Genomic DNA, 26,652 nt, shown 5'->3' with positions numbered 1-26,652 from the left:
CATGCCGTCCGAACAGTGGACGCACCCGGAGCCTGGAGACGGCCCGGCCGCGGTCGCGGCCCAGCCTTCCCCCGAACAGGTGATCGCCGGATTGCGAGCAACCAGCGAAGGTGGCGCTGAGCTGACTCAGCTGCTCACCCCCGAAGGCGAACGGGTGCCCTCGCCCCAGTTCGACAAGTACGTCGAGGACGTCGACGCCGAAGCCCTGCGCGGCCTGTACCGCGACATGGTGCTCGTGCGGCGGGCCGACCGCGAAGCGAACGCCATGCAGCGCCAGGGCCAGCTGGGTATCTGGGTCCCGCTGCTCGGCCAGGAAGCCGCGCAGATCGGCTCCGGCCGCGCGCTGAAAAAGAACGACATGGCGTTCCCCAGCTACCGCGAACACGGCGTCGCGTACGCGCGCGGCGTCGACATGAAGGACCTGCTGGGCATCTTCCGGTGCACCGACCACAGCGGCTGGGACTACCAGGGCCACGGCTTCCACCCGTACACCATCGTCATCGGCAACCAGGTGCTCAACGCCGCCGGCTACGCGATGGGCCAGAAGTTCGAGGGCAAGGTCGGCGACGACGACGGCGAAGCCACGATCTGCTACTTCGGCGACGGCGCCACTTCGCAGGGTGACGTCCACGAAGGCTTCGTCTGGGCCGCCGTCTACGACGCGCCGCTCGTCTTCTTCTGCCAGAACAACCAGTGGGCGATCTCCGAGCCGACCGAGCGCCAGTCGCGCCTGCCGCTGTACCAGCGCGCCCGCGGCTACGGCTTCCCCGGCATCCGCGTCGACGGCAACGACGTCCTGGCCTGCCTCGCGGTGTCGCGCTGGGCGCTCGACGAGTGCCGGCACGGCAACGGCCCGGTGCTGATCGAGGCGTTCACCTACCGGATGGACGCGCACACGACGACCGACGACCCCACCCGCTACCGGCTCTCCGACGAGCTGGAGGAGTGGAAGCTCAAGGACCCGATCGAGCGCGTCCGCGCGTACCTGGCCCGCGGCGGCTACGCCGACCAGGCGTTCTTCGACAGCGTCCAGGCCGACGCCGACAGTTTCGCCGCCGACCTGCGCGACTACACGTTCAACATGCCGGAACCGCCGCCGGAGAGGATCTTCAGCAACGTCTACGCCGAGGGCAACCCGGTGCTGGACGCGCAGCGCGAAGAGTTCCTGTCCTACCTCGACGGCTTCGTATCGGCGGGTGAGCACTGATGAGCGACATCCAGAAACTCACCATCGGCAAGGCGCTCAACCTCGGCCTGCGCCGCGCGATGGAAGAGGACCCCAAGGTCCTGATCATGGGCGAGGACGTCGGCAAGCTCGGCGGCGTCTTCCGGATCACCGACGGCCTGCAGAAGGACTTCGGCGAGCAGCGCGTGCTGGACACGCCGCTCGCCGAGTCGGGCATCATCGGCACCGCGGTCGGCCTGGCCGTGCGCGGCTTCCGGCCGGTGTGCGAGATCCAGTTCGAGGGCTTCATCTTCCCGGGCTTCGACCAGATCTCCTCGCAGCTGGCGAAGCTGCACTACCGGACGCAGGGCAAGATCAAGATGCCGGTCGTGATCCGGGTGCCGTTCGGCGGCGGGATCGGCGCGGTCGAGCACCACTCGGAGTCGCCGGAGTCGCTGTTCGCGCACATCCCCGGCCTCAAGGTCGTGTCCATTTCGAACGCCGTCGACGCCTACTGGGGCATCCAGCAGGCGATCAAGTCGGACGACCCGGTGCTGTTCTTCGAGCCGAAGCGGCTGTACCACTCGGGTGCGCTGCGGGCCGAAATCGACGTCACCGGGACGCCGGTCTCGTGCTTTTCCTCGCAGGTGGTGCGCGAAGGCACGACGGCGACGGTCGTCGCGTACGGCCCCTCGGTGAAGGTCGCCCTCGACGCGGCCGCCGCGGCCGAGGACGACGGCAAATCCCTGGAGGTCATCGACCTGCGCACGCTCTCGCCGCTGGACCTCGGCCCGGTGTTCGAGTCGGTGCGCAAGACCGGCCGGCTGATCGCGCTGTCGGAGGCGCCGTCGGAGTCGTCGCTGACGTCGGAGCTCGCCGCGCGCGTCCAGCAGGAGTGCTTCTACTCGCTGGAAGCGCCCGTCCTCCGGGTGACCGGGTTCGACACGCCGTACCCGCCGGCCAAGCTCGAGGAGCACTACCTCCCCGACCTGGACCGGGTGCTGCACGCCGTCGACCGCTCGCTCGCCTGGTAAGGGGGATCTCCGCGCAATGCCTACGTACAAACAGTTCCCCCTCGCCGACACGGCCGAGGGGCTGACCGAAGCCGACATCCTCAACTGGCACGTGAAGCCGGGCGACACGGTGACGGTCAACCAGATCGTGGTCGAGATCGAGACCGCGAAGGCCGCCGTCGAGCTGCCGATCCCGTGGGCCGGGGTCGTCACCGAGCTGCACGTCGAGCCGGGCCAGACGGTGGAGGTCGGCACGCCGATCCTCACCATCGACGTCGACCCGGGTGGCGCTTCCGCTCCGGCCGCGGCCCCTGTTGCCGCCGCGCCCGTCGAAGAAGAGGAGATGAAGCCGCTGGTCGGCTACGGCTCCAAGACGGTCGTCACGCAGCGGCGGGCCCGAAAAGGCGCGGCTCCCGAGCCCGCTCCGGCCGTTGTCGCGACGACACCAGCTCCGGCCACTCCGCGCGGTGGGTATGTCCCGCTCGCGAAGCCACCGGTACGGAAGCTCGCGAAGGATCTCGGCGTCGATCTGCACACGCTGACCGGAACCGCGGACGGCGGCGTCATCACGCGTGAAGATGTCGAGCGCGCCGCGAACGGGGCTCCGGTCGTAACGTCCGTTGTGGACAGCGGATCCCGCGAGCGGCGCGTGCCGATCAAGGGCGTCCGGAAGATGACCGCGGCGGCGATGGTGCAGAGCGCGTTCACCGCTCCGCACGTCACGGAGTTCCTGACCATCGACGTCACGCCGATGATGGAGTTCCGCGAGAAGCTGAAGAAGTCGCGGGAGTTCGCCGGGGTCAAGGTCACGCCGCTGACGTTCGCCGCGAAGGCCGTGTGCCTGGCGGCGAAGCGCACCCCGGACGTCAACGCGGTCTGGGACGAGCAGGCACAGGAGATCGTCTACAAGGACTACGTGCACCTCGGCATCGCGGCGGCGACGCCGCGCGGCCTGATCGTGCCGAAGGTCCGTGACGCCGACTCGATGTCGCTCAAGGAGCTGGCGCAGGCCCTGACGGCGCTGACGGACACGGCCCGCGAAGGCAAGACGTCACCAGCAGACATGGCGAACGGCACGATCACGATCACGAACGTGGGCGTGTTCGGCGTCGACACCGGAACGCCGATCATCAACCCGGGCGAGTCCGCGATCCTGTGCCTCGGCGCGATCAAGGACCAGCCGTGGGTGGTGGACGGCGAGATCAAGGTCCGCAAGGTGCTCCAGCTGTCGCTGAGCTTCGACCACCGCGTGGTCGACGGCCAGCAGGGCTCGGAGTTCCTGGCCGACGTCGGGGCGCTCCTGGCGGACCCGGCGATGGCCATGACGTACTGAGTTCACACAGGTAGAGGGCCGTCCCGGTGCGCCGGGGCGGCCCTCTCCGGTTTCGCCCTCGGCATACTCGCTTGACGGAGTGAGCACTCACTCCGCACACTGATGCCATGACACCAGCATCCGAAACCCGGCGAAGAGCGCCGGGCATGAGCGTCGAGGCCCGGCGCGCCATGATCGTGCACGCGGTGCTGCCTCTGCTGATGGAGCACGGCGCCAACGTCACGACCAGCCAGATCGCCCGCGCCGCCGGCATCGGCGAGGGCACCATCTTCCGCGCGTTCAAGGACAAGGACGAGCTCTTCGACGCCTGCACCGCGGAGGCGCTGCGGCCCGACCACGTGCTCGACGCGATCGCCGAAATCCCCGTTGACCAGCCGCTGGAAGACCGGCTCGTCGAAGCCGCGGAAGCACTCGGCGCGCACCTCGAGCGGATGGGCGCGCTGATGGGCGCCCTGCACGCGTCCGGCAGGCTCCGCCGCCGCGACCCCGAGCAGCCGCACGACGACCACAAGACCTGGAAAGGCGGCCGCCGCGAGTCGATGAACGCGATGCGCGGTGCGATCACCGAACTGTTCGAACCCGAGAAGGACCGGCTGCGGCTGCCGCCCGAGCAGCTGGCCTCGCTGTTCCTGACCCTGCTGTTCGGCGGCCGCCGCATCTTCGCGGACGAGCACGCCGCCACCACGCGCCAGGTGGTCGACGTCTTCCTGCACGGCGCCGTGGAGGCCCAGTGATCCCGGGCGGTGGGGGCGGCATGGAGTTCATGCTGGCCCGGAGAGGGAGGCGGCGGCACGCCGTGACGGTGCCGGAGAGCGGGCTCACCGGGCCCGTCGACATTCCCGAGCCGAAGCCGGAGGACCAGCCGAAAGACCTGCGCTCCCGGCTGAAGCGCGCGAAGACGTCCCTGGCGGGCACGGTCCGTGGCCTGCCGAAGGTCGTGAAGCTGACGTGGCAGGCCAGCCCGATCCTGACCATCATGCTGGCGCTGATCACGCTGCTGTCGGGGCTGCTGCCGACCGTGACCGCGTACATCGCGAAGCTGCTGCTCGACTCCGTCGTCGCGGCGATCCAGGGTAAGGGGACCACGAGCGACATCGTGAACGTCGCGTTGTTCCAGTTCGCCGTGCTCGCCGCGACGGCGATCAGCAGCGCGCTGACGTCGATCGCGCAGTCGCTGCTGCAGGAACGCATGACGCTGACCATCCGCCACCAGGTGATGGCGCACGCCAGCGAGCTGCACCTGGCGTACTTCGAGGGCTCGACGTCGTACGACATGCTGCGCCAGGCCGCGCAGGAGGCGCCGACGCGGCCGCTGTCGATGATGAACTCCGCGCTGGGGCTCGTGCGGACGCTGATCACGTTCGGCAGCATGATCGCGCTGCTCGTCGCGGTCAGCCCGCTGCTGGCCCTGGTCGCGCTGGTGGCGCCGATCCCGGCGTTCATCTCGCAGTCGAAGTACGGCTCGCGCGCGTTCTGGCTGACGTTCCTGATGTCGCCGATCAAGCGGCGGATGGACTACCTGTCGTCGCTGGTCACCACGGACACCTACGCCAAGGAGACGAAGCTGTTCGGGCTCGGCCCGTACTTCGTCGACCGGTTCCGCCGGCTCGGCACGGTTTCCTACGAGCGGCAGCGGAAGCTCACGATCAACCGCAACATCAGCTCGACGTCCTGGGGGCTGCTGAGCACATTGGCGGGCTCGGCGATCGCGCTGTACATCGCCCTGCAAGCGGTCGGCGGGCGGCTCACGCTGGGGGACCTGGCGCTGTACACGGCCGCGGCGGCGTCGGTGCAGACGTCGGTGTCCGGGCTGTTCACGGCGTTTTCGGGGATGTACGAGAACAATTTGTACCTGGACACGCTGTACCGGTTCCTGGACACGAAACCGGAGATCACGGCACCTGTTTCGCCACGTCCGATGCCGTCCACTGTGGAGGGACACATCGAGTTCGACTCGGTGACCTTCGCGTACCCCGGTTCGGAAGAGCCGGCGCTGGAGGACGTGAGCTTCGAGATCCGCCCGGGCGAGACGGTGGCGGTGGTGGGCCGCAACGGCGCGGGCAAGTCGACGCTGTTCAAGCTCCTCTGCCGGCTGTACGACCCGACGGACGGCCGCATCCTGCTCGACGGCGTCGACATCCGCGAGTACGACCCGGACGAGCTGCGCACGAGGATCAGCGCGATGTTCCAGGACTACGTGACGTATCAAGGAACGGCGGCGGAAAACATCGGCCTCGGCGACCTGACCCGCCTCGAGGACCGGCCGCACATCGAGGACTCGGCGCGCCGCGCGGGCGCGGACGAGCGCATCGAGCGGCTGCCGCAGGGCTACGACAGCCCGCTCGGGCGCTGGTTCGACCAGGGCGTGAGCCTCTCTGGCGGCGAGTGGCAGAAGATCGCGCTGGCCAGGGCGTTCCAGCGGGAAGCGCCGCTGCTGATCCTCGACGAGCCGACGTCGGCGTTGGACGCCCAGGCCGAGCACGACCTGTTCTCGCGTCTGCGTTCGCTGTCCGAAGGCCGGACGACGCTGTACATCTCGCACCGGTTCTCGACGGTGCGGCAGGCGGAGCGGATCCTGTTGCTGGACCACGGAAAGGTCGCCGAGTACGGCACGCACGAGGAGCTGATGGCGGCGAAGGCCGGGTACGCCGACCTGTTCACGCTCCAGGCGCAGGCGTACCTGGACGAGGTGCCGAGCTAGGGAACGAGCACCACCTTGCCGACGCCTTCGCGGCTCTCGACGCGCGCGTGCGCGGCGGCGACGTCGGCGAGGGGGTAGATCCGGTCGATGACGGGGGTGAGCGTGCCGTCCGCGACGAGGCCGAGTGCCTCGGCGCGGACGGCAGCGACCTGCTTCGCGTAGGCGTCCGGCCCACCGAACCCGATCAGGGTGAGTCCGCGCGGGATGAGACCGGCGACGGGGAAGGTCGGTAACTCGCCGCTGAGCATGCCGTAGGCGAGGATCCGGCCGAACGGGGCGAGTTTCGCGGTGAGCTCGGCGGCGCGTGGGCCACCGATCGACTCGAAGACGACGTCGATGCCGTCGGCACCTTCTGCCGCCAGTCCGGATCGTCGTGGTCGATGTCGGCCTTCCCCTTGCCGGCGGTCGCGACGACCGTGGCGCCTCTCTGTGTGGCCAGCGTGGCCAGATAGCCACCGATCGCCCCGGAGGCGGCCTCGACCAGCACGGTTTCACCTGCTTTGACGTTCGCGGTGTGCATCAAGGCGAGTGCCACGGAGGCCGGAACGGCAGCGGCGACGGCCCGCTCGGGCGTGATGCCATCGGGCACGAGCGTGTAGTGGCCGGCGGCGACGACTTCGGCGTACGCACCCCCGGTGAAGGACATGGTGACGACCCGGCGTCCGCGCAGGGTTTCGTCGTCGGCCTCGAGGACGATCCCGGCGGCCTCGTGCCCGAAGATCGCCGGCTCCGCCCCGGCCGGGATCAGCCCGGCCCGCATCTGGGTCTCGTAGAAAGGCACGGCGATCGCCTCGGTCCGGACCAGCACTTCCCCGCGTTGCCGCTGCGGCTCGGGCCGCTCCTCGACCTCGAGGACATCGGGCCCGCCCGTGCCGTGCTGCACCACTGCTCGCATCGCCACCCCTTAACTGGACTGTCAGTCAACTTACGGTCGCCTACTATATGGACCACCAGTCAAGTTGTCGAGGAGTAGCCATGGAGCGCGCCGACGCGGCCCGCAACCGCCGCGCGATCCTGCGCGCGACAGAGGAGTTGTTGTCGACGCACGACCTCGCCCAGGTGTCGATGGACCGCGTCGCGGCCGCGGCCGGCGTGGGCAAGGGGACGGTGTTCCATCGCTTCGGCAACCGCGAAGGCCTGATGCGCGCGCTGGTGGAGTCACGAGTCCAGGCGCTGTCGTCCGCTTTGGAGTCGGGCCCGCCCCCGCTGGGCCCCGGCGCACCCCCAGCCGACCGTCTGGCAGCGTTCTTCGACGCGGTGATCGAACTGGCTTCGAAGAACGTCAAGGTGATGGCGGCGTTCGAGCAGGCGTCGACGGACCGCCTGAGCAGCCCGATCTACCTGTCGTGGCACGCGCACGTGTCAGGACTGATCGCGTCGGCGGCATCTTCGCTCGACGCCGACCTGGTCGCGCACCTGCTGCTGGGCTCGTTGCACAGCGACCTGATGCTGCGGTTCTTGAGGACGGGCGAGACAGACCGCCTGGCCGCGGGGCTGCGATCGATGGTCGCCACCTTGCTGCGCTGACCGGGCCGGGAGCAAATCGGACAGGTTGTGCGTTGTACGGGTATGGCTGTCGCGTTCTTGCTCTACGTTTTCGCCGAGATCGCCGCGATCTGGGCGGTGGGTTCGGCCGTCGGCGTGCTCGGCACGCTGGGCCTCCTGCTGGCCGGAGCGTTCCTGGGCTCGTGGCTCGCCCGCCGCGAGGGCGGCAAGGCGATGAGGGCGTTCGTTTCGGCCGCCAGGGCTGGGCAACCGGCGGAGAAGGAACTCACCGACGGAATGCTCGTCGGGCTCGGTGGGGTGTTGATCCTGATCCCGGGTTTCGTGAGTGACGTGCTCGGGCTGCTGCTGATCCTCCCGCCGTCGCGCGCGGTGGCCCGCCGGTTGTGGCTGCGGCGGATGGAGAAGAGGGCGGTGCGGTTCGCCAACCGCCGGCGAGGGCCGGTGATGGTGGTGGACAGCGAGGTCGTCAGCGAGGAGCCACGCCGACGCGACCAGCCGACGGTGATCGAGGGTCGCGTCATCGAGGGCTGATCACGAGTGCACCTTGCGGTGGTACTCGAGGAACTGACTCCCGAGGTTGTGTGATTCCTGCACGGTCAACATCCCCGCAGGTCGGCCGTGGCGAACAACCGTCAGATCAGGATCGACGACAATCGCCCCGCGGTCGAACTGCACGTGGCAGTTGGGACAAAGGCAGAGCACGTTGGGCGGCAGGTCGGGCCCGCGGTGGAGGCCCCCGAGAGCTTGGATGTGCGCACCTTCTGAATATCCTTTGCCATCGCCCACTGACAGACGGACACCGCAGATCTGACAGGTGTGGTCGTACATCTTCTTCACGTACTCCACAACATCGGTCGAACGGACGGTTCGCTGTGTCCTGACCTGCTTGCGTTCTGGTTGCGCGTTGCCCAGCGGAGCTTCAGGGTGCTGCTGTTCAGCCGGCAACAAGACGTCTTGCCTGCCGAAGGTTACGTCCACTCCCACGCTCATCTTCACCATGCGGAACCGACAGATCTGATGTCCGCCCTGGCCCGACACCATGACGGCGTCGTCAACTCGAAACAAGCCGTCGTAACGGTAGCCCGTGTCAGGCGCGTACGGCGACTTTGGATCCGCGCCACGCACCACCCGAACCGGCGCGTTGGTCAACCAGCTTGTTCGCAAAGCAGCGTTTCCCGGGGCGTCGAACGTCTGATCTGCCACCTGCCGGCCGCGGCTGTCTCGACCTCCGTGTCCGGTGTAGAGCAACTCATCTCCGTGATCGTCATCATCCTCGTAACCACCGGACGACACGATGGACTCAGCACCCGTTTTGCCGGTGCCGACGATGCCTGACTGGAGCGCACGATGGACTCCGCTGGCCGCCACCTCAGCCCGGCTGGCAAACACCGAACCTTCCGGGTAACCGGGGATATCGCCAAAGCCTGGCGCAGCGCCCGCAGCCGGCATGACGTTGCGATCTCGGACGTCGAAGCCCAAGTCGGTCAACCGCGCTACCACGGTCTGCAATCCGCCACTGAACTCTGCCGCGGTTAGAGCCTGGCCTGTCGCATATCCGTGAGACGCGCCCAAGAGCGCCTTCGAGTCGTATTGCTGGCCGCCGTAGAGCACGACATACCGCCGCGCCTGACCGAAGCCGTACTTGTCGAGGAACGCTTCACGGCCGAGATCATCGAACTCAGCGAGAGCTTTGAGGACATGCTCCTGGTCCACGTCAGCGAGGCTCATGAAGACCACTCTAAGGTGGGACACCGACAGTTTGGTGTCACCCAGCTGCGACAGCTAGTCCCCGGTCGGTTTGGGGAGGTCGAAGTAGCTCGAGAACCGCACCGCCGGCGCGTACTCGCCCCTCACCTTCACCCGGCCCGTCACGAACATCGCTGCTACCGCCGCGTTGCCCGTGGCCATGCGGATGAAGTCCTCCACCGACAGCGTGATCGTCGTGTCCGGGGTGCGGGACAAGTCTGTCGAAGAGACGCACACGCCGTCCTCGATTACCGTCTGGAAACGGTCGTAGCCGTCTTCGCCTGCTCCTTCGGAAAAGCGCCAGGAAACCACGAAATCCACGTGGCGGGCTCGGTCCGGCAGGAAATGCTCTGACATTCGCCGGAATATCTCGTCCAGGAAAACCGCGCGCAGCTCCGGGTGTTCGGCGATCGCCTTCAGCTGCTCACGGGATGCGCGCCGGACCACGTCGACCAGGACGTCCGTCGACAACGAGCTCAGCTCGATGCCCGCGCCCGCTTCTCCCAGCATGTGCAGGGTTTCCAGGACCTGGATGAACTGGGCGGGCGACAAACTCCCGAGGACCAGCTTCTCCGCGAACGCGTTCACCGCGTGTCCGCCGTGGACACGGCGGGGGCGGTGGAGGCGCCATTTTGCGTTTCGAGGCACGAGGACGAACTATACGGGGTGGGGCAGGTCGAAGAATCCGATCAAGCCGGCCGCGAAGGCCAAGTCACCTTTGACTTTGATTCTTCCCGTGACGAACAACACGGCCGGCGTTGCCTGGTGGGTGATGAGCCGGAAGAAGTCAGCCGGCGCGATGGTGATGGTGACTCGCGCAGAAGAGCGCATCTCGCGGCTCACCGTGCACGCACCGTGGGAAATCGCCGTCTCGTAGCGGTCGTAGCCGCCTTCACCTGCTCCGCCCGAGAGGCGCCAGTGGACCACCGCTTGCAGGTCGCGGGCTCGGTCCGGCCTGAGGTGCGCGCCCATGCGAGCGAAGATCTCGTCCAGCATGCGCTCCCGCAGCTGCCGGTCCGCGACGACGCTCTCCAGCTGCGCGCGCGACGCCGAGGCCACCAGGGACGCGAAGCGGGCCGGCTCGACCTTGCTCAAGTCGAACGCCGGAGCACGCGTAGCCAGCGTGAGCAGGGCCTTCAAGAAACGGCTGAAGTCGTCCTTGCGGAGCTCGCCGGGGTCGAGGGCTTCGGCGAGGGCGTTGACGTCGAGGGAGTGGGCCTCCGGCCCCAGCGGGTCGAGTCGCTCCAGCGCGTCGAGCAGGGCCGCGCCACGGAGGTCCGCCATCCGATCGGCGCTGGTCATCCCGGCGTTTTCGGCCATGGTCACCCCTCTCCAGTTACCCGAGAGTAATACTACCCACGAGTAGGTAGGCGGGCAAGCGTGCCGAAATCACTCAGACGGGTCCGCTGCCGGTACCGTCTCCGGGCAGCAACGAGGAGGTCCAGCGTGTCAGAGGAAGATCAGCGTCCGCCCGAACGGGCCAGGCGGCTGCCGCGCGCGGTGCGTGAGCGGCAGATCCTGGACGCGGCCGTCCAGGTCTTCTCGCGTCACGGCTACCACGCCGCGTCGATGGACGAGATCTCCGACGTCGCCGGGGTCTCGAAGCCGATGATCTACACCTACCTCGGCTCGAAGGAGGACCTCTTCGGCGCGTGCATCCGCCGCGAGGCGACGCGACTGCTCGAGGCCATCCAGGCCGGCGTGCAGCCCGACCTGCCGCCCGACATGCAGCTCTGGCACGGCCTGCGGTCCTTCTACCGCTTCGTCGCCGAGTACCGCGAGTCGTGGACGGTCCTGCACCGCCAGGCCCTGACCGTCGGCGGTGCGTTCGCCGCGGAGATCACCGACATGCGGGCGCGCGCGATTCAGCTGGTCGCGGCGCTCGTCGTCTCCGCCGGCACCCGCAAGGGCGTCGGCGAGCAGGCCGAGTTCTCCGGCGAAGGCCTGGCGGCGTCCCTGGTCGGGGCGGCCGAGTCGCTGGCCGACTGGGCCCTCGACCACCCCGACATCTCCGACGGCGTCCTGGCTTCGTGGCTGATGAACCTCGTCTGGCTCGGCTTCAACGACCTCATCGAAGGCGCGGTCTGGAAGCCGTCAGAGTGAGCTGATCGTCCCCTCCAGGTGCGGCTTCGACTTGCTCCACAGCTCGAACGCCCACCCGTCCGGAGTGGCCCACGACGTGAAGCCCGCCTTGGCCGGCAGCAGCACCGGCTGCTTGAAGCGCACGTCCACCGTGAACGCCTCCGGCAGCCGGCCCTCGAACGCCGCCAGCGCGTGCGCCTTCGTCCACATCCCGTGCGCGATCGCGCGCGGGAAGCCGAAGAGGCGCGCCGTCAGCGCGTACAGGTGGATCGGGTTGCGGTCGCCCGAGACCTCCGCGTAGCGCCGGCCGATGTCGCCCGGGACCCGCCAGATCGCGTCCGGTGTCGGCGGCGCCAGCTGCTCACGCCGCGAAGGAGATCCGGACCCCGAGCCGCGACGCAGGTACGTGCTGACGTCGGTCCACACCAGGTCGTCGCCGGTCCAAGCTTCGCTGACGACGTCGAACTGACGGCCCTTCTCGTGCGGGCGCAGGTTCTCCGCCCGCACGCGCACGGTCAGCGGCTCGGCCAGCCGCAACGCGCGGTGCTGGGTGATCCGGTTCGCCACGTGCACCATGCCGAGCAGCGGGAACGGGAAACCCGGCTCGGTCATCAGCGCCATCTGCAGCGGGAACGCCAGCATGTGCGGGTACGTCGCGGGCAGCTCGTCGCTCAGCCGGAAGCCGCACACCGTGTTGTACGCGGCCAGGTGGGCCGGATCGACGACGACGCCCGTGCGCACCAGCTCCGTGTCCGGCAGTTCGCCGCCCGACGGCTTGTGCAGGACGCCGCCGAGCAGCGCCTTCGGGTAGAGCGTGGCCAGGCTCGGTGTGCTGTCGAGTTCGCGGATCGCCACGTCACGCCCCCAGCAGGGCCTGGCCGCAGACGCGGACCACGTTGCCGTTCACCGCGGCCGACGCCGGGTTCGCGTACCAGGCGATCGTCTCGGCGACGTCGACCGGCAGCCCGCCCTGGCCGAGGCTGGACAGCCGCCGCCCGGCTTCGCGGATGAACAGCGGGACCGCGGCCGTCATCTTGGTCTCGATGAACCCGGGCGCGACGGCGTTGATCGTGCCGCCGTACTCCGCGAGCTGCGGTGCGCCGACGTTCACCATGCCGATGACGCCCGCCTTCGACGTCGCGTAGTTCGTCTGGCCGACGTTGCCGGCGATGCCCGCGATCGACGAGACGCCGACGATGCGGCCGTTCTCGTTCAGCACGCGATCGGCGAGCAGCTTGTCGTTCACCGCGAGCTGCGAAGCCAGGTTGACGGCGATCACCGAGTCCCAGGCGCTCTCGCTCATGTTACCCAGCGTCTTGTCCCGCGTGATGCCCGCGTTGTGCACGACGACGTCGACGCCGCCGTGACGCTCCTTCAGGTACTCCGCGAGCTTCGCGGGCGCGCTCGGCGAAGTGATGTCGAGCTGCAACGCCGACCCGCCGACCTTGTTGGCGACCTTCGACAGGTCCGCGCCCTGGGCGGGGATGTCGAGCGCGACGACGTGCGCGCCGTCGCGGGCCAGCACCTCGGCGATCGCCGCGCCGATGCCGCGGGACGCGCCGGTGACCAGCGCGACCTTGCCCTCGAGGGGCTTTTCCCAGCTGGCCGGCGCGGCGGCCGTCTTGCCTTCGGTGCCGATCCGGATGACCTGCGCGTCGACGAACGCCGACTTGGCCGAGAGCAGGAAGCGCAGGGTCGACTCCGTCGCCTCTTCGGCGCCATCGGCGACGTACACGAGCTGGGCGGTCGCGCCGCGCTTCAGCTCCTTGCCCACCGAACGGATGAAACCTTCGAGTGCGCGCTGCGCGATCCGCTCGCGGCCCTCGACCTGCTCCGGCGGGGTGCCCAGCACGACGACCCGGCCGGACGGGCCGACGCTGCGGATCACCGGGTGGAAGAAGTCATAGACCTCGCGCAGGCGGGCCGGGTCGTTGACGCCGGTGGCGTCGAAGACCAGTGCCGCGTGCCGGTCGGCCGCGGCGGAGATCACCTCGATGCCCGCGTCGGCGAGTTGGTCGCGGAGGGTCTTCTCCAGCCGCCCGCCGGGCGCGGCGCCGAGAAGTGCGGGACCCTCGAGGGCGGGCTGTCCGGGCTGGTACCGGCGCAGCGTGGCGGGGCTGGGCAGGCCGAGCTTCGGCACCACGAACTTCCCCAACGGGGTTTTCGTGAACTGCTGGTACCTGTCAGCCATCGGTTGCCTCCCGTGCAGTCTGCGTCACTTCGCAGTCTAACCTACTCCCGAGTAGGTTAAAGTGTGAGGGACACGACCAGAGAGGTGAAGTCATGCCGCCGAAGAAAACCCCAGCGGTCCGCAAAGTCGCGATCATCGGCGGCAACCGGATCCCGTTCGCGCGGTCCAACGGGCCGTACGCGAAGGCGTCCAACCAGGACATGTTCACCGCCGCGCTCGACGGCCTGGTCAGCCGCTTCTCGCTGCAGGGCGAGGTGATCGGCGAGGTCGCCGCCGGCGCGGTGCTCAAGCACTCGAAGGACTTCAACCTGGCCCGCGAGAGCGTGCTGGGCAGCAAGCTCTCGCCCGCGACACCGGCGTCCGACGTCCAGATGGCGTGCGGCACCGGGCTGCAGGCCATCGTCAATGTCGCCAACAAGATCGCGCTCGGCCAGATCGACTCGGCCATCGCCGGCGGCGTCGACACCACGAGCGACGCGCCGCTGGCCGTGAACGAGGACCTGCGCCAGATCCTGATCGGGCTCAACGCCGCGAAGACGCTCGGCGACCGGCTCAAGCTCGTCGCGAAGATCCGGCCCGGCCACATCGTGCCGGCGATCCCGCGCAACTCCGAGCCGCGCACCGGCCTGTCGATGGGCGAGCACGCCGCGCTGACCGCGAAGGCCTGGGAGATCACCCGGGAGGCACAGGACGAACTGGCCGCGAGCAGTCACCAGAAGCTCGCCGCCGCCTACGAGCGCGGGTTCTTCGACGACCTCGTGACGCCGTTCCTCAAGCTCGCCCGCGACCAGAACCTCCGCCCGGACTCGACGGCGGAGAAGCTCGCCAAGCTCAAGCCGGCCTTCGGCGGCCCGAACGGCACGATGACCGCGGGCAACTCGACGCCGCTGACCGACGGCGCGTCGACGGTCCTGCTGGCCACCGACGAGTGGGCGAAGGCGCACAAGCTGCCGGTGCTGGCGTACCTGACGTTCTCGCAGACCGCGGCCGTCGACTACGTCCACGGGGACGAAGGACTCCTGATGGCGCCCGCCTACGCCGTGCCGCGGATGCTGGCGCGGGCCGGGCTTTCCTTGCAGGACTTCGACTTCTACGAGATCCACGAGGCTTTCGCGTCGCAGGTGCTGGCCACGCTCAAGGCGTGGGAGGACCCGGCGTTCGCCAAGGAGAAGCTGGACCTGGACGAGCCGCTCGGCACGATCGACCGGGCGAAGCTCAACGTCAACGGCTCGTCGCTGGCGGCCGGGCACCCGTTCGCCGCGACCGGCGGCCGGATCGTCGCGACGCTGGCGAAGCTGCTGCACGAGAAGGGGTCCGGCCGGGGCCTGATCTCCATCTGCGCGGCCGGCGGCCAGGGCGTCACCGCGATCCTGGAGAAGTAGCGCACGAAAAGGGCCGCCCCGCGGGGCGGCCCTGTTTCGCGTCCTCAGTTGGGCAGCGCCTTGTTGGCCCGCTTCGCGAGCTTCTTCGCGCGCTTCCTTGCGCGCTTCTCGGCCTTGCGGCCCAGCTTCTCGGCGGTGTGGCCGACGTCCTTCGCCGCGTTCCGCGCCCGCCAAGCCGCCGACGGCTTCCCGTGCGTGTCGGCGACGGCGAGCAGCAGGCCACCGGCCAGGCTCGCGTTCTTGAAGAACTGGACCTGCTGCTGCTGACGCTCACCCGGGTCCTGCAGGGTCCAGAAGCTGTGCGTCGCGAGCGTGGTCGGCACCAGGCTGCCGAGCAGCAGCCCCGCCGCCAGCCGCGGCGCCTTTCCGGACGCGAGCGCGAGACCGGCGCCGATCTTCACGGCGGCGTCGATCCGGACGAGCGTCACCGGGTCACGCGGAACCTGCTCCGGCACGACGTCGCCGAACTTCTCGAACGCGCCGTTGAGGAACGGTTCCGCCGCCTTCGCGTGCCCCTCGGCCTGCCTCAGCGCATTGATCCCGCCGGTCACGAAGATCGTGGCGAGCAGGGGACGTGCCACTCGACGGAGTATCACGGTCATAGCCTTCCTCGTACGGGCCGCTGCCTGGTCGAACCTACTCCGTGGATGCCCGCTCGGCCCGGGCTCGAATCCTCATCGGTGTTTCTGCGCGAATATCGGCTGAACACTAGAGAAGGCTAGAAAGTGTTAGCGGTTGACCTTGACGTTGCGTCAACTTCTATCGTCGAAGCCATGGAGTGGTCGATCCAGGACATCGCCCGCTCGGCGGGGACCACGAGCCGGACGCTGCGCCACTACGGCGCGGTCGGCCTGCTCGAGCCCAGCCGGATCGGCAGCAACGGCTACCGCTACTACGACGAGCAGGCACTCGTCCGGCTGCAGCGGATCCTGCTGCTGCGCGAGCTCGGCCTCGGGCTGCCGGCCATCGCCGAGGTGCTCGAGGGGCAGCGCGACAGCGTCGCCGCACTCGAGACCCACCTGGAGCTGCTCGAAGGGGAGCAGCGGCGGATCGGGCGGCAGATCGAGTCGGTCCGCACGACGCTCCGGAAACTGAAGGGAGGTGAACGACTGATGGCACAAGAAGTCTTCGACGGCTTCGACCACACGAAGTACGAGAAGGAGGTCACCGAGCGCTGGGGCGCTTCGGCGTACCAGCGCGGTGACCAGTGGTGGCGCTCGCTGTCGGCCTCGGAGAAGGAGGCCCATCAGCAGGAGCAGCGGGACATCGCGGCGGCGTTCGGCACGGCCCGCGCGGCGGGGCACCCCGTCGATTCCGACGAGGTCCAGGCGATCACGCGACGGCTGCACGAGTGGCTGCTCGGCCCGGTCTCGACGGTCTCGAAGAGCTACTTCGCAGGCCTGGGACAGCTGTACGTCGACGACCCGCGCTACGGGAAGTACGACGAGACACACGGCGCCGGGACCGCGGAATTCATCCGGGACGCGATGAAGATCTACGCGGACGGAACCTGACCGACCAGTGACGCGTCGTAAGAGCGCACTGGGGGTAGGGACGAGCAGGGCTGCAGACCTGTTCGTCTCTATGTACGGCCATCCGGTCGAACCTCGGCGACACGCGCTAGCCGTCTATGGCGGAATATCGGGCTCGCGCTAGATACGCCGATAACTTGGCAGAGTGGACCCCATCCGCAACCCCTTCGCGCCGGGCGCCGGGCAGCGGCCGCCCGAGCTGGCCGGGCGCGAGCGTGAGCTCAAGGCCTTCGAAGTGGTGCTGGAGCGGGTGGCGCGGGGGAGACCCGAACGCAGTCTCGTCCTCACCGGGCTCCGCGGCGTCGGCAAGACCGTGCTCCTCGGGGAGCTGCGGGCGATGGCCGTGCGGCACAAGTGGGGCGCCGGGAAGATCGAGGCCCGGCCGGACGCCGAGCTGCGGCGGCCGCTGTCGGCCGCGTTGCACCGGGCCATCCGGGACCTTGCCGTGCGGCATCGGGCGCCGGACCGGGTCGAAGAGGTGCTCGGGGTGCTCAAGGCGTTCGCGCTGCGGGCCAACAAGGCCGACGCCAAGCTGCGGGACCGCTGGCAGCCGGGCATCGACGTGCCCGCCGCGCAGGGGCGGGCCGACTCCGGGGACATCGAGATCGACCTCGTCGAGCTCTTCACCGACGTCGCCGAGCTGGCCGCGGACGTCGGTACCGGCGTCGCGCTGCTCATCGACGAAATGCAGGACCTGCAGCCGGACGACGTCTCGGCGTTGTGCGCGGCCTGCCACGAGCTGTCCCAGTCCGGGGCGCCGCTCGTCGTCGTCGGCGCCGGGTTGCCGCACCTGCCCGCCGTGCTGTCGGCGTCGAAGTCCTACTCCGAGCGGCTCTTCCGGTACGCGCGCATCGACCGGCTCAACCGCGAGGACGCCGACTTCGCCGTGATGGCGCCGATCGAGCGCGAGGACGCCGGCATCGAGCCGGAAGCCCTCGACGCGCTCTTCGACGCCTCCGGCGGCTACCCCTACTTCATCCAGGCCTACAGCAAGGCGGCCTGGGACGCGGCGCCGTCCGATCCGATCACGGTCAAGGACGTCCAGGTAGCCGCGCCCGAAGCGGAGTCGGAGCTGGCTGTCGGCTTCTTCGGTTCGCGCTACGAGCGCGCGACGCCGGCCGAGCGCGAGTACCTGCAGGCGATGGCGTCGCTGACCCAGGGCCGCGACGAGCCCGCGGGTACCGCCGACGTCGCCGTCTTCCTCGGGCGGAAGCCGTCGTCCCTGTCGCCAGCGCGCGACAGCCTGATGAAGAAGGGCCTCGTCTACTCCGCCGAGAGGGGACAGATCGCCTTCACCGTCCCGCACTTCGGCCACTACCTGCTCGGTCGCGACTGACCTGCGCTTTTCCGGCTCTCTCGCGGCTTATCGGCGTAAATAGCCTTTTCTAGCTTATTTACTAGAGATCGTTAGACGAAAGTAGCGGGTTGCTTCGCCGTGACCACCGCCACCCCCGATCTCTCCGGCCCATACCCATGTTTGCCGATGATTCATCGGCGAGTGCGCCACATCACCGGATATTCATTGGCATCCTTGTGAAAAAAGGCGCATACTAGACCTACAAGCCACCAAGACCCTCGAAGGGGATGCAGAAACCGATGAACAACATCGCCGCCAAGCTCCGTGCCCGTCGCGCCGAGGTTCGCACTCGCCGGGCGCTGAACCGGGCGATCGACACCGCCGCCACCGCGACGGTCCGTCAGGAACTCATCGCGATCGCGCAGGCTCGCTCGGCCTACATGCGCTGATCTCTCACCCCGTGGTGGTCGCCCATTCGAGTGACCTAGACCACATGATGCTCACGATGTAACGCCACGCAAGGTGGCGTCGATACCCCGTACGACCCCGTGATGCTGGCGGACCCCCGACCTGGCAGCATCGCGGGGTTTCCCATATCCGGACCTTGCCACCGCCGGATTCCGCAGTAATCTTTGACTTCGTCAACGAGTTTGTTGAGGTGGTCAATGAACGAGGTACAGCTGGCCGACCGCGTTTCCGCGGTCCGCGCCTTCAACCGGCTCTACACCGGAGTGATCGGCGTACTCGACGAAGGACCGGCGGACGCGGAGTACTCGCTCCCGGAAGCACGCGTACTCTTCGAGCTCGCCCACCAGGACCCCCTGCCGGTGACCGATCTGCGCAAGCGCCTCGACCTCGACGCGGGGTACGCCAGCAGGCTGCTCACGCGTCTCGAAGCACGCGGGCTGATCGTGCGCGAACGGTCCGATGAGGACGCCCGCCGTCAGCTCGTGCGCCCGACCGCGGCGGGCCGGGACGCGTTCGCCGTGCTCAACCGGCGGTCCACTGAGCAGATCGCCGGGCTGTTGCGCCGCTTCGCCGACGAAGACCAGCAGCGCCTGCTGACCGCGATGCGCACGATCGGCGACCTGGTCGGCGACCGCCGTCGCGATCCTGCCCTCGTCCTCCGACCGCCACGACCGGGTGACTTCGGATGGGTGGTGGAACGTCACGGTGCGCTGTACGCCCGCGAGTACGGCTTCGACGCGCGGTTCGAAGCTCTGGTCGCCCGCGCCGTCGCCGGCTTCGCGGAGAGCCACGACGATCCGCGGCAGGCGTTCTGGATCGCCGAACTCGACGGCGAACGCGTCGGCAGCATCGGCTGCGGCCGGGGTTCCGGCGAGCACACGGCCCAGCTGCGGCTGCTGCTGCTCGAGCCGTCGGCCCGCGGCCACGGCGTGGGCAAGCGGCTGGTGGCGGAGTGCGTCGAGTTCGCCAGGGCACACGGCTACCGGGCGATGGAGCTGTGGACGATGTCAGTGCTCACCGCCGCGCACGCTCTCTACCGCACGAGGGGGTTCGAACTCGTCGCGGAAGAACCGGACGACGGCTTCGGGCCGGCGCTGACCCGCCAGTTCTGGCGCCTGGCGTTCTAGCGGCGGCCGAGCAGGAAGAACTCCGGGTTCGGGCGCAGCGCGGTCAGGTGCGCGAGCCGGTTCGACAGCGCGAACAACGCCGTGATCGCGCCGACGTCCCAAATCTCGTCGTCGGTGAGGCCGACGTTGCGCGCGGCTTCGATGTCGCCTTCGCCGAAGAGCGCGGAGTCCTGGGCGAGGGCCAGCGCGAGGTCGACGATCGCCCGGCCGCGTTCGTCGAGTTCGACCTGCCACGGGTTGCTCGACACGCGATCGGCGAGCTCGGGGTCCTTGGCGCGGATGCGCAGGATGGCCCCGTGCGCGACGACGCAGTAGGTGCAGTGGTTGGCCCCGGAGGTGGCGACGACGACCAGTTCGCGCTCGGCCTTGCTGAGTCCGCCGGTGCGTTCCATCAGAGCGTCGTGGTAGTCGAGGAAGGCGCGCAGCTCGGCGGGGCGGTGACCGAGCGCGCGGAAGATGTTCGGCACGAACCCGGACTTCTCCGCGATCACGCCGACGCGCTCGCGCAGGTCGTCGGGTAGGTCTTCGAGTTCCGTGACCGGGAACCGGCTCACCGCGTCGCTCATGGGTTTCACGCTAGCCGTGGTTGGGTGGCAGCGTGACGGACTACGTCGACGGGTACTGCGAACGTGTCGGGCCCGGGCTCTGGGGTGAGCCGGTCAACAGCCTGAGCAACCTCGCGTTCCTCGTGGCCGCCGTGCTGGTCTGGCGACTCGCCGAGGGCGACCGGGCCGGGCGGTTGCTCGCCGCGTCGATCGGCCTGGTTTTCGTCGCCGGCACGGCGTTCCACCTGCTCGCGACCCGCTGGGCCGCCGTCGCGGATTCGGTGGCCATTCTCGTGTTCGCACTCGTGTACGCCGTGCTGTTCCCGCGCGTGTTCTTCGGTTGGCGGCACGCGTGGCTCGCCGCACCGGCGTTCCTCGCGCTGACCGTGGTCACCGCACTGCTGGGCGGCGGGCTCTACCTCTCCGCGCTGATCGGGCTGTTCGCCTTCGCCGCGATACTCGGCTTCGCCCGCGACGCCTACTGGACCCACTACGCCATCGCGGGTGCGGTATTCGCGCTTTCCCTTTCCCTGCGCACGCTCGACCGGGACGTCTGCGACTACGTCCCGGTCGGCACGCACTTCCTCTGGCACCTGCTCAACGGCCTGGTGCTCTTCCTCGTTTCGCGCGCCCTGATCACGCGTCACGACGAACGCGCCACAGTCGCTTAGCTTGCCGCTACTTGCCGGACCGCCGATTCGGCAAGTAAGGTAGGTACTCTCCGGAACCTCGAACACGAGGAGAGACAGTTGCCTGGCCACTCGACAGATGCCGACCCGGCACAAGAGCTGCCCGAATGGCGCAGTCCCCACCTCGGGAGCCGAGTCCGTATCGCGTTGTGGCTCGCGGCGGAAGTCGGTGAAGGGAACACCTTCTCCCTCGCGGACCTGCGGGACGCGATGCCGGAAATTTCCGAGCCCGCTCGTCGCCTTCGCGACCTCCGTGGCGCCGGCTGGGTTCTCACGTCGTCGCGCGACGACTCCGCCCTGGCGCCCCAGGAACTCAGATTCGTACGCCGCGGCGACCCCGTTTGGGACAAGACGTTCCGCTCGGCCGGTCTACGCCTCCTGACCAGCGCAACGCGCAACCACGTGCTCGAGCGGGATGGTTACCGTTGCGTGCGTTGCGGGGTAGGAGCAGGCGAGCTTTACCCAGAAGACCCGCACGCCGCGCCCGCACGTCTTGTCGTCAACCACCTCGTCGCTCGCAGAGACGGTGGGGGTGACACCGAATCGAATCTTGTCACGGAGTGCGTGCGGTGCAGCCAGCTGAGTCCGATGCGGAGGGACCTCCAGCCGGAACAGGTTTGGCGTGCGATCGAAGCCTTGCCAGAACGAGATCGCGTTCGAGTTCTGGCGTGGTTGGTGAAAGGAAGGCGTGACCTGACGCCCGCTGAGCAGGCGTTCGCGGCGGCATGGCGGCTTCCGGCCGACCAGCGTGAGGCTCTCAAGAGCCGGCTGGCAGACCTGGTCGCGCGATGACCAAGGTCACCCGCAGATCCGGAACCGCACCGGATCGCAACTCGGCAGTCGCAGCCGTCTTGGAAGTCCTCGACAGCGAAACCCGGACCAAGCATGCGGAGCAGCTGATCTCCGTCGTCCTCTGGCCGGTGGCCGTCATCTTGCTGAGCATCGCGATGACAATGGCGCATACGCCGTTGATCGGCCTGATGTCCGGTGGTGGTACCTGGCTGGGCGTTGCAGCGTGGAGACGCATGCGGAAACTCGTGGCCAAGAAGAAAGCCTCCTCGCCGGAGGAGTCCGACGAGGAGGCTTCGCCGCCTGCTGGTCCTTAGTGGACGCCGACCGGGCGCAGGTCCTTGTCGTGCTCGTCGGCGTGGTAGTCCTCAGGGTTGGTGTCGTCGGTGCCGTTGAACACCTTCATCTGCCGCGCGATCACCGTGCCGATCACCGCGACCACCAGGTTGGCGATCAGGGCGACGAACCCGACGTAGATCTGGACCAGCGAGCCCGAGAACGGGTGCCAGCCGAAGATCGACATGTTGCCCAGCGCGAGCGCCGAACCGCCGAAGTGCTGCTTGCCGTTGGCCGGGTTGGGGATGCCGTACAGCATGATCAGGCCCCAGCCGATGCCGACGATCCAGCCGGCGATCAGGCCCCAGCGGTGGAACCAGCGCGTGTACAGCGCGAGCGCGACCGCCGGCAGGGTCTGCAGGATCAGCACGCCGCCGATGAGCTGCAGGTCGATCGAGAACTGCGGGTCGATCAGGATGATCACGGCGACCGCGCCGAGCTTCACGACCAGCGAAGCGAGCTTCGCCTGCTTCGCTTCTTCCTGTGGCGTCGCGTTCTTGCGGATGTACTCCTTGTAGATGTTGCGCGTCCACAGGTTGGCCGCGGCGATCGACATGATCGCGGCCGGCACCAGGGCACCGATGCCGATCGCGGCGAACGCGATGCCGGCGAACCACGACGAGAACTGGCTGTCGAACAGCACGGGGACGATCGTGTTGCCGTCCGGCTTGCCGGTCGCCGCGTTCGTCAGCGGCTTGATGCCCGCCGTGATCGCCACGTACCCGAGCAGCGCGAGCAGGCCCAGCACCAGCGAGTACGCCGGCAGCGCGACCATGTTCCGCTTGATGACGTTGCGCCCGCGCGAGGCCAGGACGCTGGTCAGCGAGTGCGGGTAGAGGAACAGCGCCAAGGCCGAACCCAGCGCCAGCGTCGCGTACTGCAGCTGGTTGTTGGCCGTGAGCAGGATCGAGCCGGCCGGCTTGCCGGTGGCCGGGCTGGGCGTGCCGAGCTTCTTCGCCGCGGCGTCGAAGATGTGCGACCAGCCGCCGAGCTTCGAGGGCAGGTAGATGATCGCCACCAGGATCACGATGTAGATCAGGATGTCCTTGACGAACGCGATCAGCGCGGGCGCCCGCAGGCCCGACTGGTAGGTGTAGAAGGCCAGGATGACGAAGGCGACCAGCAGCGGCAGGTGCCCGACGATGCCGGAGCCGTTGATGCCCATCGTCCGCAGCACGGCTTCGAGGCCGACCAGCTGCAGCGCGATGTACGGCATGGTCGCGACGATGCCGGTGATCGCGACCAGCAGCGCGAGGATCGGCGAGCCGAAGCGGCCGCGCACGAAGTCGGCCGGGGTGACGTAGCCGCGCACCCGCGAGACCGACCACATCCGCAACGCCGGAAGCAGCACGATCGGATAGACGACGATCGTGTACGGCAGCGCGTACAGGCCGAGCGCACCGGCGCTGAACACCAGCGCGGGCACCGCGACGAACGTGTACGCCGTGTAGAGGTCGCCGCCGAGCAGGAACCAGGTGATCCACGAGCCGAACTTGCGGCCGCCGAGACCCCACTCGTCCAGGTGGTCGAGGGTGCTGCCCCGCTGCCAGCGCGACGCCATGAACCCGAGCACGGTGACCAGCGCGAACAGGATCGTGAAGATGATCAGCTCGGGCCACTGCAGGTTGCTCATCGGGCGTCCCCCTCGTCCAGGTCGTCGACGCTCAGGTGGTCCGGCGCGTCAGCGGTCGGCTTGTCCCGCGTCATCATGTAGACGATCCAGGTGCTGAGCACCCCGACCGCGACCATGAGGAACTGGAACCAGTAGAAGAACGGCATCCCGAACAGCCGTGGACCGTCCATGTTGAACAGCGGCGTGACCAGGACCAGCAGCGGGACGATCAGGAGCAGGTTCCACGGGTTGAACTGCAGCCCGCGCACCTTCCCGTCGTGCTTCGCAGTCGACATCGGACCTCACCTAACACTCCCGTAACCGACCGCCTGACCTTAAGACCTGGGTGACAGGGAGTCACGTCTGTCCGATATCGATTTGATCGCCGACGCCGATGCCGACCAACGTCGGTTGCCGCTTTCCGGCGGGCCCTATATCAATAGCCCGACTCCACACGCGATACCCAAAAGGGGCAACCGTATGACTCGACTCCGCTACGCGGTGGTGATCCCGGCTGTCGCCGGCACCCTGCTAGCCGGGTTCACTCCGGCGTTCGCAGGTCAGGAGGTCGCGGCCGGTAACCAGCCGCTGAACTCCCTCCCGGCGCAGTACGCGAACCAGAAGCTGGACTGGCACAAGTGCGCTGTCCCCTCCGAGCTGCCCACGGCTCCGCCCGCGGGCGCCGAGGACATGGAGTGCGCGACCTACAAGACGCCGCGCAACTGGTACCAGCCGAACGCCCAGATCGACCTGACCATCGCGGTCAGCCGGCTCAAGGCGACCAAGGGCGCGACCGCCAGCGTCGTCACCAACCCCGGTGGCCCGGGCGCGCCCGGGCGCAACTTCCCGGCCCGCCTGCGCAACCAGACCAAGCTGCGCGAGCACCAGGAGATCGTCGGGTTCGACCCGCGCGGCACCGGCAAGAGCACCAACATCACCTGCGGCGGGGCCATCGGCACCGGCTCGGACCTCGACCCGCGCGACCGCAGCCGCGACAACCTGAACCTGATCCTCCAGGCGACGAAGTACGCGGCGCTGTCCTGCCAGCAGAAGTCCGGCGAGCTGGGCCCGCTGATCAACACCGACCAGACGGTCAAGGACATCGACCTGCTGCGCGTGCTGCTCGGCCGCGACAAGATCAACTGGGTCGGCTACTCGGCGGGCACCTGGATGGGCGCGCACTACGCGCAGGCCTACCCCACGCACACCGGCCGGTTCGTGCTCGACTCGTCGACGGAGTTCACCACGACCTGGCAGAAGTCGTTCGACTGGCAGCCGCTCGGCTTCGAGCGCCGCTGGCGGCAGGACTTCCTCCCGTGGATGGCGAAGTACGACAAGCTCTACCACTTCGGCACCACCGGCGAGGCGGCCCGCCAGACCTACGAGCAGGTCCGCTACGCCCTGACCCAGGGCGCGGTCACCCTGCCCGACGGCTCGACCGTGTCGGCCAACGGACTGGACTCGTTCATCGCGTCGAGCATCTACTCGAAGCGGTCCTTCCCCGGCCTGGCCGACTACCTGGTCAGCGTCCGGACCCTGACCCAGGGCACCGCCTCGGCGCAGGCGAAGTCGTCGGCCGCGCAGAAGCTCAAGGCCGCCGACAAGAGCACCGAGACCTCCGGCGCGCAGCCGCTGATGGTGCCGACCGACGGCGACGCCTACGACGCCAGCTTCTGGACCATCCCGTGCAACGAGGGTCCGTGGACCGGCAGCACCGGCAGCGCCATCAAGCAGTCGCAGAAGCTGATCGACCAGCAGCTGCCCCTGCTCGGCGCGGGCTGGTTCATCCAGCCGTGCCTGTTCTGGAAGAAGCCGCCGGCCCCGCTGCCGGTGCTGGACGGCCGGGGTGTCCCGCCGGTGCTGATCGTCGAGTCGGAGCACGACCCGGCGACGCCGATCGAGGGCGCGCGGCGCGCGCACAAGGCGTTCGCGGGCTCGCGGATGCTGACCATCACCGGTGAGGGTGACCACGGCATCTACGCCGGCGGCAACGCGGGTGTGGACAAGGTCGTGGAGGCCTACCTGATCGACGGCGTCGTGCCGAACGACCAGAGCCTGCCCGGCATGCCACTGCCGGTGCCCGCGGGCGCCTGACACCACAAGCGGTAGTGGAGGCCCCGCCGAACGGACGTTCGGCGGGGCTTTTCCACACCTGTGCACAGAGTTGTCCACAGGCAGTGGACAACTCACTGGTATTCCATCCATGCCCCCACCACCGCCCTCAACGGAGGCGCTTCGCGCCGCAGTGGTATTAAAATCACGCTTATGGTGCGTGTACCGCTAACGGATGAAGAGCGCGAACGAGGCGAACGTCTCGGCCAGGCGCTGCGGGCGGCACGGGCCGGCCGGAGCATGGTCGACGTCGCGACCGAGGCGGGGATCTCGGTCGAGACGCTCCGGAAGATCGAGACCGGCCGCATCCCCACGCCGGCCTTCTTCACGGTCGCGGCCATCGCCGACGCCGTCGGCCTGTCGCTGGAGGAGCTCCGCGCGGCCGTCGCGCCCGCCGCGTCGCCTCCGCTTTCCCAGGCGAGTTAGACCGGGCGCAGCTGCCTGAGGATGTGCTCGCGGTCGTTGAGGAACGCGCAGCCGGGCACCGGCAGGTCGTAGCTGTTGAGCAGCTTTTCGAAGTCGGAGAACTCGTCCGGCGACAAGTTCAGGCCCACCTTGACGGCGTGCGCGGCCAGCACGTCGGCCAGCTCCTCCCACTCGCCGGCCCACAGCAGCGTGCGGTAGTGCGTGTAGTCCTCCGGCGAGAGCCGGCCGCCGACCGTGGTCAGCACGCTGTCGGCGAAGAAGCTGATGCGGTTTTCCCTGAGGTCGGCGACGGTCGGGTTCGCCGGGTCGCGCGCGGTGTCGGGGTTGCGGACGACGCCGGGGCCCGCCACCGGGTACGCGGTGTACACGCGCCCGTCCGCCTCGACCAGAACGATCAAGTGCACGTTGAACCGCTCGCCGGCACACCGCCAGCGGCCGTTCTGCTGCCGCCGCCGGGCTTCGCTGGGATCGTTCGCGACGTCCTTGACCACCGAGATGATGTGCTCGTCGGTCCAGCCGGGTGGGAACTCGCTGGTCGCCCTGCGTCCGACACCCGGTGCGTGGCCGCCGCCCACTGGCTGCTCCCTTCGTCGGGCCGAG

At 68.6% G+C, this 26,652-nt stretch carries 29 protein-coding genes and 1 pseudogene; 18 read left to right on the top strand and 12 right to left on the bottom strand.

Going from position 1 to position 26,652, the window contains the following annotated elements; all coding sequences use genetic code 11:
* Position 1: 1 nt before the first annotated feature.
* From pdhA to CF165_RS03270, 5 genes are all read left to right on the top strand, one after another.
* Complete coding sequence (gene pdhA / locus CF165_RS03290) at positions 2-1,207, top strand: pyruvate dehydrogenase (acetyl-transferring) E1 component subunit alpha (protein ID WP_093945913.1); 1,206 nt, start codon at positions 2-4, stop codon at positions 1,205-1,207.
* On the top strand, positions 1,207-2,199 hold the full coding sequence (locus CF165_RS03285; RefSeq protein ID WP_093945912.1) for an alpha-ketoacid dehydrogenase subunit beta: 993 nt from the start codon (positions 1,207-1,209) through the stop codon (positions 2,197-2,199). Before pdhA ends, CF165_RS03285 begins: the two co-directional genes overlap by 1 nt.
* A 16-nt stretch (positions 2,200-2,215) precedes the next feature.
* Positions 2,216-3,511, top strand: a complete 1,296-nt coding sequence (locus tag CF165_RS03280; RefSeq protein ID WP_093945911.1) for a dihydrolipoamide acetyltransferase family protein — start codon at positions 2,216-2,218, stop codon at positions 3,509-3,511.
* A gap of 146 nt (positions 3,512-3,657) precedes the next feature.
* Positions 3,658-4,245: a TetR/AcrR family transcriptional regulator gene (locus CF165_RS03275; RefSeq protein WP_093945910.1), complete on the top strand. Its 588-nt coding sequence runs from the start codon at positions 3,658-3,660 to the stop codon at positions 4,243-4,245.
* Between the two features lie 20 nt (positions 4,246-4,265).
* Positions 4,266-6,212: an ABC transporter ATP-binding protein gene (locus CF165_RS03270; protein ID WP_093945909.1), complete on the top strand. Its 1,947-nt coding sequence runs from the start codon at positions 4,266-4,268 to the stop codon at positions 6,210-6,212.
* Here CF165_RS03270 and CF165_RS52430 read toward each other — a convergent pair.
* Entirely contained in the window at positions 6,209-6,529 is a 321-nt protein-coding gene (locus CF165_RS52430; protein WP_240521437.1) for a zinc-binding dehydrogenase, read from the bottom strand. The genes CF165_RS03270 and CF165_RS52430 overlap by 4 nt on opposite strands.
* 329 nt (positions 6,530-6,858) lie before the next feature.
* A pseudogene (locus CF165_RS52425) lies at positions 6,859-6,972 on the bottom strand (hypothetical protein); the annotation flags it as partial.
* 215 nt (positions 6,973-7,187) lie between these two features.
* On the opposite strand from CF165_RS52425, the gene CF165_RS03260 reads away from it, so the two are divergent.
* Entirely contained in the window at positions 7,188-7,739 is a 552-nt protein-coding gene (locus CF165_RS03260) for a TetR/AcrR family transcriptional regulator (protein ID WP_093945908.1), read from the top strand.
* 42 nt (positions 7,740-7,781) lie between these two features.
* Positions 7,782-8,249, top strand: coding sequence for an FxsA family protein (locus CF165_RS03255; RefSeq protein ID WP_093945907.1), 468 nt, complete (start codon positions 7,782-7,784; stop codon positions 8,247-8,249).
* Here CF165_RS03255 and CF165_RS03250 read toward each other — a convergent pair whose 3' ends face one another.
* The 3 genes from CF165_RS03250 to CF165_RS03235 all read right to left on the bottom strand — a co-directional run bounded on the left by CF165_RS03250 (position 8,250) and on the right by CF165_RS03235 (position 10,784).
* Positions 8,250-9,446, bottom strand: a complete 1,197-nt coding sequence (locus CF165_RS03250; protein WP_205660752.1) for a YDG/SRA domain-containing protein — start codon at positions 9,444-9,446, stop codon at positions 8,250-8,252. It lies immediately after the preceding gene.
* Between the two features lie 54 nt (positions 9,447-9,500).
* A complete protein-coding gene (locus CF165_RS03240; RefSeq protein ID WP_093945906.1) occupies positions 9,501-10,052 on the bottom strand; it encodes an SCP2 sterol-binding domain-containing protein in 552 nt (183 codons plus the stop codon).
* A gap of 69 nt (positions 10,053-10,121) precedes the next feature.
* Complete coding sequence (locus tag CF165_RS03235; protein WP_205660751.1) at positions 10,122-10,784, bottom strand: SCP2 sterol-binding domain-containing protein; 663 nt, start codon at positions 10,782-10,784, stop codon at positions 10,122-10,124.
* A gap of 126 nt (positions 10,785-10,910) precedes the next feature.
* Here CF165_RS03235 and CF165_RS03230 point away from each other — a divergent pair, with 126 nt between their 5' ends.
* Positions 10,911-11,567, top strand: coding sequence for a TetR/AcrR family transcriptional regulator (locus CF165_RS03230; RefSeq protein ID WP_093945904.1), 657 nt, complete (start codon positions 10,911-10,913; stop codon positions 11,565-11,567).
* Here the strand turns inward: CF165_RS03230 and CF165_RS03225 are convergent.
* Both CF165_RS03225 and CF165_RS03220 read right to left on the bottom strand, forming a co-directional pair.
* Positions 11,559-12,401 carry a MaoC/PaaZ C-terminal domain-containing protein gene (locus CF165_RS03225; RefSeq protein ID WP_093945903.1) on the bottom strand — a complete coding sequence of 281 codons (843 nt, stop codon included), beginning with the start codon at positions 12,399-12,401 and terminating at the stop codon, positions 11,559-11,561. The two genes, CF165_RS03230 and CF165_RS03225, sit on opposite strands and share 9 nt — an antisense overlap.
* A gap of 1 nt (position 12,402) precedes the next feature.
* Positions 12,403-13,737, bottom strand: coding sequence for a 3-oxoacyl-ACP reductase (locus tag CF165_RS03220; RefSeq protein WP_093945902.1), 1,335 nt, complete (start codon positions 13,735-13,737; stop codon positions 12,403-12,405).
* A gap of 92 nt (positions 13,738-13,829) precedes the next feature.
* On the opposite strand from CF165_RS03220, the gene CF165_RS03215 reads away from it, so the two are divergent.
* Positions 13,830-15,119, top strand: coding sequence for an acetyl-CoA C-acetyltransferase (locus tag CF165_RS03215; protein ID WP_093945901.1), 1,290 nt, complete (start codon positions 13,830-13,832; stop codon positions 15,117-15,119).
* 44 nt (positions 15,120-15,163) lie between these two features.
* Here CF165_RS03215 and CF165_RS03210 read toward each other — a convergent pair whose 3' ends face one another.
* Positions 15,164-15,721, bottom strand: a complete 558-nt coding sequence (locus tag CF165_RS03210; protein ID WP_093945900.1) for a DoxX family protein — start codon at positions 15,719-15,721, stop codon at positions 15,164-15,166.
* 171 nt (positions 15,722-15,892) lie between these two features.
* Here CF165_RS03210 and CF165_RS03205 point away from each other — a divergent pair, with 171 nt between their 5' ends.
* The 4 genes from CF165_RS03205 to CF165_RS03195 all read left to right on the top strand — a co-directional run bounded on the left by CF165_RS03205 (position 15,893) and on the right by CF165_RS03195 (position 19,543).
* Positions 15,893-16,633: a MerR family transcriptional regulator gene (locus tag CF165_RS03205; protein ID WP_093945899.1), complete on the top strand. Its 741-nt coding sequence runs from the start codon at positions 15,893-15,895 to the stop codon at positions 16,631-16,633.
* A gap of 163 nt (positions 16,634-16,796) precedes the next feature.
* Positions 16,797-17,987 carry an ATP-binding protein gene (locus CF165_RS03200; RefSeq protein WP_093945898.1) on the top strand — a complete coding sequence of 397 codons (1,191 nt, stop codon included), beginning with the start codon at positions 16,797-16,799 and terminating at the stop codon, positions 17,985-17,987.
* A gap of 260 nt (positions 17,988-18,247) precedes the next feature.
* A complete protein-coding gene (locus tag CF165_RS51690) occupies positions 18,248-18,397 on the top strand; it encodes a hypothetical protein (protein ID WP_167441331.1) in 150 nt (49 codons plus the stop codon).
* Between the two features lie 216 nt (positions 18,398-18,613).
* A complete protein-coding gene (locus CF165_RS03195) occupies positions 18,614-19,543 on the top strand; it encodes a bifunctional helix-turn-helix transcriptional regulator/GNAT family N-acetyltransferase (RefSeq protein WP_093945897.1) in 930 nt (309 codons plus the stop codon).
* On the opposite strand, the gene CF165_RS03190 is transcribed toward CF165_RS03195, so the two are convergent.
* Positions 19,540-20,109 carry a peroxidase-related enzyme gene (locus CF165_RS03190; RefSeq protein WP_093945896.1) on the bottom strand — a complete coding sequence of 190 codons (570 nt, stop codon included), beginning with the start codon at positions 20,107-20,109 and terminating at the stop codon, positions 19,540-19,542. The two genes, CF165_RS03195 and CF165_RS03190, sit on opposite strands and share 4 nt — an antisense overlap.
* A gap of 32 nt (positions 20,110-20,141) precedes the next feature.
* Between CF165_RS03190 and CF165_RS03185 the strand changes: the two genes are divergently transcribed.
* From CF165_RS03185 to CF165_RS03180, 3 genes are all read left to right on the top strand, one after another.
* Positions 20,142-20,759: a hypothetical protein gene (locus tag CF165_RS03185; protein WP_093945895.1), complete on the top strand. Its 618-nt coding sequence runs from the start codon at positions 20,142-20,144 to the stop codon at positions 20,757-20,759.
* A 78-nt stretch (positions 20,760-20,837) separates the two neighbouring features.
* Positions 20,838-21,569, top strand: a complete 732-nt coding sequence (locus CF165_RS49910) for an HNH endonuclease (protein ID WP_143268428.1) — start codon at positions 20,838-20,840, stop codon at positions 21,567-21,569.
* Complete coding sequence (locus CF165_RS03180; protein ID WP_143268426.1) at positions 21,566-21,883, top strand: hypothetical protein; 318 nt, start codon at positions 21,566-21,568, stop codon at positions 21,881-21,883. Before CF165_RS49910 ends, CF165_RS03180 begins: the two co-directional genes overlap by 4 nt.
* On the opposite strand, the gene mctP is transcribed toward CF165_RS03180, so the two are convergent.
* Positions 21,880-23,535: a monocarboxylate uptake permease MctP gene (mctP, locus tag CF165_RS03175; RefSeq protein ID WP_093945893.1), complete on the bottom strand. Its 1,656-nt coding sequence runs from the start codon at positions 23,533-23,535 to the stop codon at positions 21,880-21,882. The two genes, CF165_RS03180 and mctP, sit on opposite strands and share 4 nt — an antisense overlap.
* A complete protein-coding gene (locus tag CF165_RS03170) occupies positions 23,532-23,810 on the bottom strand; it encodes a DUF3311 domain-containing protein (protein ID WP_093945892.1) in 279 nt (92 codons plus the stop codon). The genes mctP and CF165_RS03170 overlap by 4 nt, the downstream gene beginning before the upstream one ends.
* A gap of 184 nt (positions 23,811-23,994) precedes the next feature.
* On the opposite strand from CF165_RS03170, the gene CF165_RS03165 reads away from it, so the two are divergent.
* Together CF165_RS03165 and CF165_RS03160 are read left to right on the top strand one after the other, a co-directional pair.
* The gene (locus CF165_RS03165; protein ID WP_093945891.1) at positions 23,995-25,608 is read left to right on the top strand and encodes an alpha/beta hydrolase; all 1,614 of its coding nucleotides are present in this window, start codon (positions 23,995-23,997) and stop codon (positions 25,606-25,608) included.
* 171 nt (positions 25,609-25,779) lie between these two features.
* Entirely contained in the window at positions 25,780-26,052 is a 273-nt protein-coding gene (locus CF165_RS03160; protein ID WP_093945890.1) for a helix-turn-helix domain-containing protein, read from the top strand.
* Here the strand turns inward: CF165_RS03160 and CF165_RS03155 are convergent.
* On the bottom strand, positions 26,049-26,627 hold the full coding sequence (locus tag CF165_RS03155) for an EndoU domain-containing protein (RefSeq protein ID WP_093945889.1): 579 nt from the start codon (positions 26,625-26,627) through the stop codon (positions 26,049-26,051). The two genes, CF165_RS03160 and CF165_RS03155, sit on opposite strands and share 4 nt — an antisense overlap.
* Positions 26,628-26,652 lie beyond the last annotated feature (25 nt).

The organism is Amycolatopsis vastitatis (assembly GCF_002234595.1).
In the GTDB taxonomy this organism is placed as follows: domain Bacteria; phylum Actinomycetota; class Actinomycetes; order Mycobacteriales; family Pseudonocardiaceae; genus Amycolatopsis; species Amycolatopsis vastitatis.
Note: the sequence above shows the minus strand (reverse complement) of the source record. Positions and strands in the feature narration are given on the sequence as shown.

Coding starts and splice junctions, on each gene's coding strand:
- pdhA (WP_093945913.1), top strand. CDS start 2: ATGCCGTCCGAACAGTGGACGCACCCGGAGCCTGGAGACGGCCCGGCC.
- CF165_RS03285 (WP_093945912.1), top strand. CDS start 1,207: ATGAGCGACATCCAGAAACTCACCATCGGCAAGGCGCTCAACCTCGGC.
- CF165_RS03280 (WP_093945911.1), top strand. CDS start 2,216: ATGCCTACGTACAAACAGTTCCCCCTCGCCGACACGGCCGAGGGGCTG.
- CF165_RS03275 (WP_093945910.1), top strand. CDS start 3,658: ATGAGCGTCGAGGCCCGGCGCGCCATGATCGTGCACGCGGTGCTGCCT.
- CF165_RS03270 (WP_093945909.1), top strand. CDS start 4,266: ATGGAGTTCATGCTGGCCCGGAGAGGGAGGCGGCGGCACGCCGTGACG.
- CF165_RS03260 (WP_093945908.1), top strand. CDS start 7,188: ATGGAGCGCGCCGACGCGGCCCGCAACCGCCGCGCGATCCTGCGCGCG.
- CF165_RS03255 (WP_093945907.1), top strand. CDS start 7,782: ATGGCTGTCGCGTTCTTGCTCTACGTTTTCGCCGAGATCGCCGCGATC.
- CF165_RS03250 (WP_205660752.1), bottom strand. CDS start 9,446: ATGAGCCTCGCTGACGTGGACCAGGAGCATGTCCTCAAAGCTCTCGCT.
- CF165_RS03235 (WP_205660751.1), bottom strand. CDS start 10,784: ATGGCCGAAAACGCCGGGATGACCAGCGCCGATCGGATGGCGGACCTC.
- CF165_RS03220 (WP_093945902.1), bottom strand. CDS start 13,737: ATGGCTGACAGGTACCAGCAGTTCACGAAAACCCCGTTGGGGAAGTTC.
- CF165_RS03215 (WP_093945901.1), top strand. CDS start 13,830: ATGCCGCCGAAGAAAACCCCAGCGGTCCGCAAAGTCGCGATCATCGGC.
- CF165_RS03210 (WP_093945900.1), bottom strand. CDS start 15,721: ATGACCGTGATACTCCGTCGAGTGGCACGTCCCCTGCTCGCCACGATC.
- CF165_RS03205 (WP_093945899.1), top strand. CDS start 15,893: ATGGAGTGGTCGATCCAGGACATCGCCCGCTCGGCGGGGACCACGAGC.
- CF165_RS51690 (WP_167441331.1), top strand. CDS start 18,248: ATGAACAACATCGCCGCCAAGCTCCGTGCCCGTCGCGCCGAGGTTCGC.
- CF165_RS03195 (WP_093945897.1), top strand. CDS start 18,614: ATGAACGAGGTACAGCTGGCCGACCGCGTTTCCGCGGTCCGCGCCTTC.
- CF165_RS03190 (WP_093945896.1), bottom strand. CDS start 20,109: ATGAGCGACGCGGTGAGCCGGTTCCCGGTCACGGAACTCGAAGACCTA.
- CF165_RS03180 (WP_143268426.1), top strand. CDS start 21,566: ATGACCAAGGTCACCCGCAGATCCGGAACCGCACCGGATCGCAACTCG.
- mctP (WP_093945893.1), bottom strand. CDS start 23,535: ATGAGCAACCTGCAGTGGCCCGAGCTGATCATCTTCACGATCCTGTTC.
- CF165_RS03170 (WP_093945892.1), bottom strand. CDS start 23,810: ATGTCGACTGCGAAGCACGACGGGAAGGTGCGCGGGCTGCAGTTCAAC.
- CF165_RS03165 (WP_093945891.1), top strand. CDS start 23,995: ATGACTCGACTCCGCTACGCGGTGGTGATCCCGGCTGTCGCCGGCACC.
- CF165_RS03160 (WP_093945890.1), top strand. CDS start 25,780: ATGGTGCGTGTACCGCTAACGGATGAAGAGCGCGAACGAGGCGAACGT.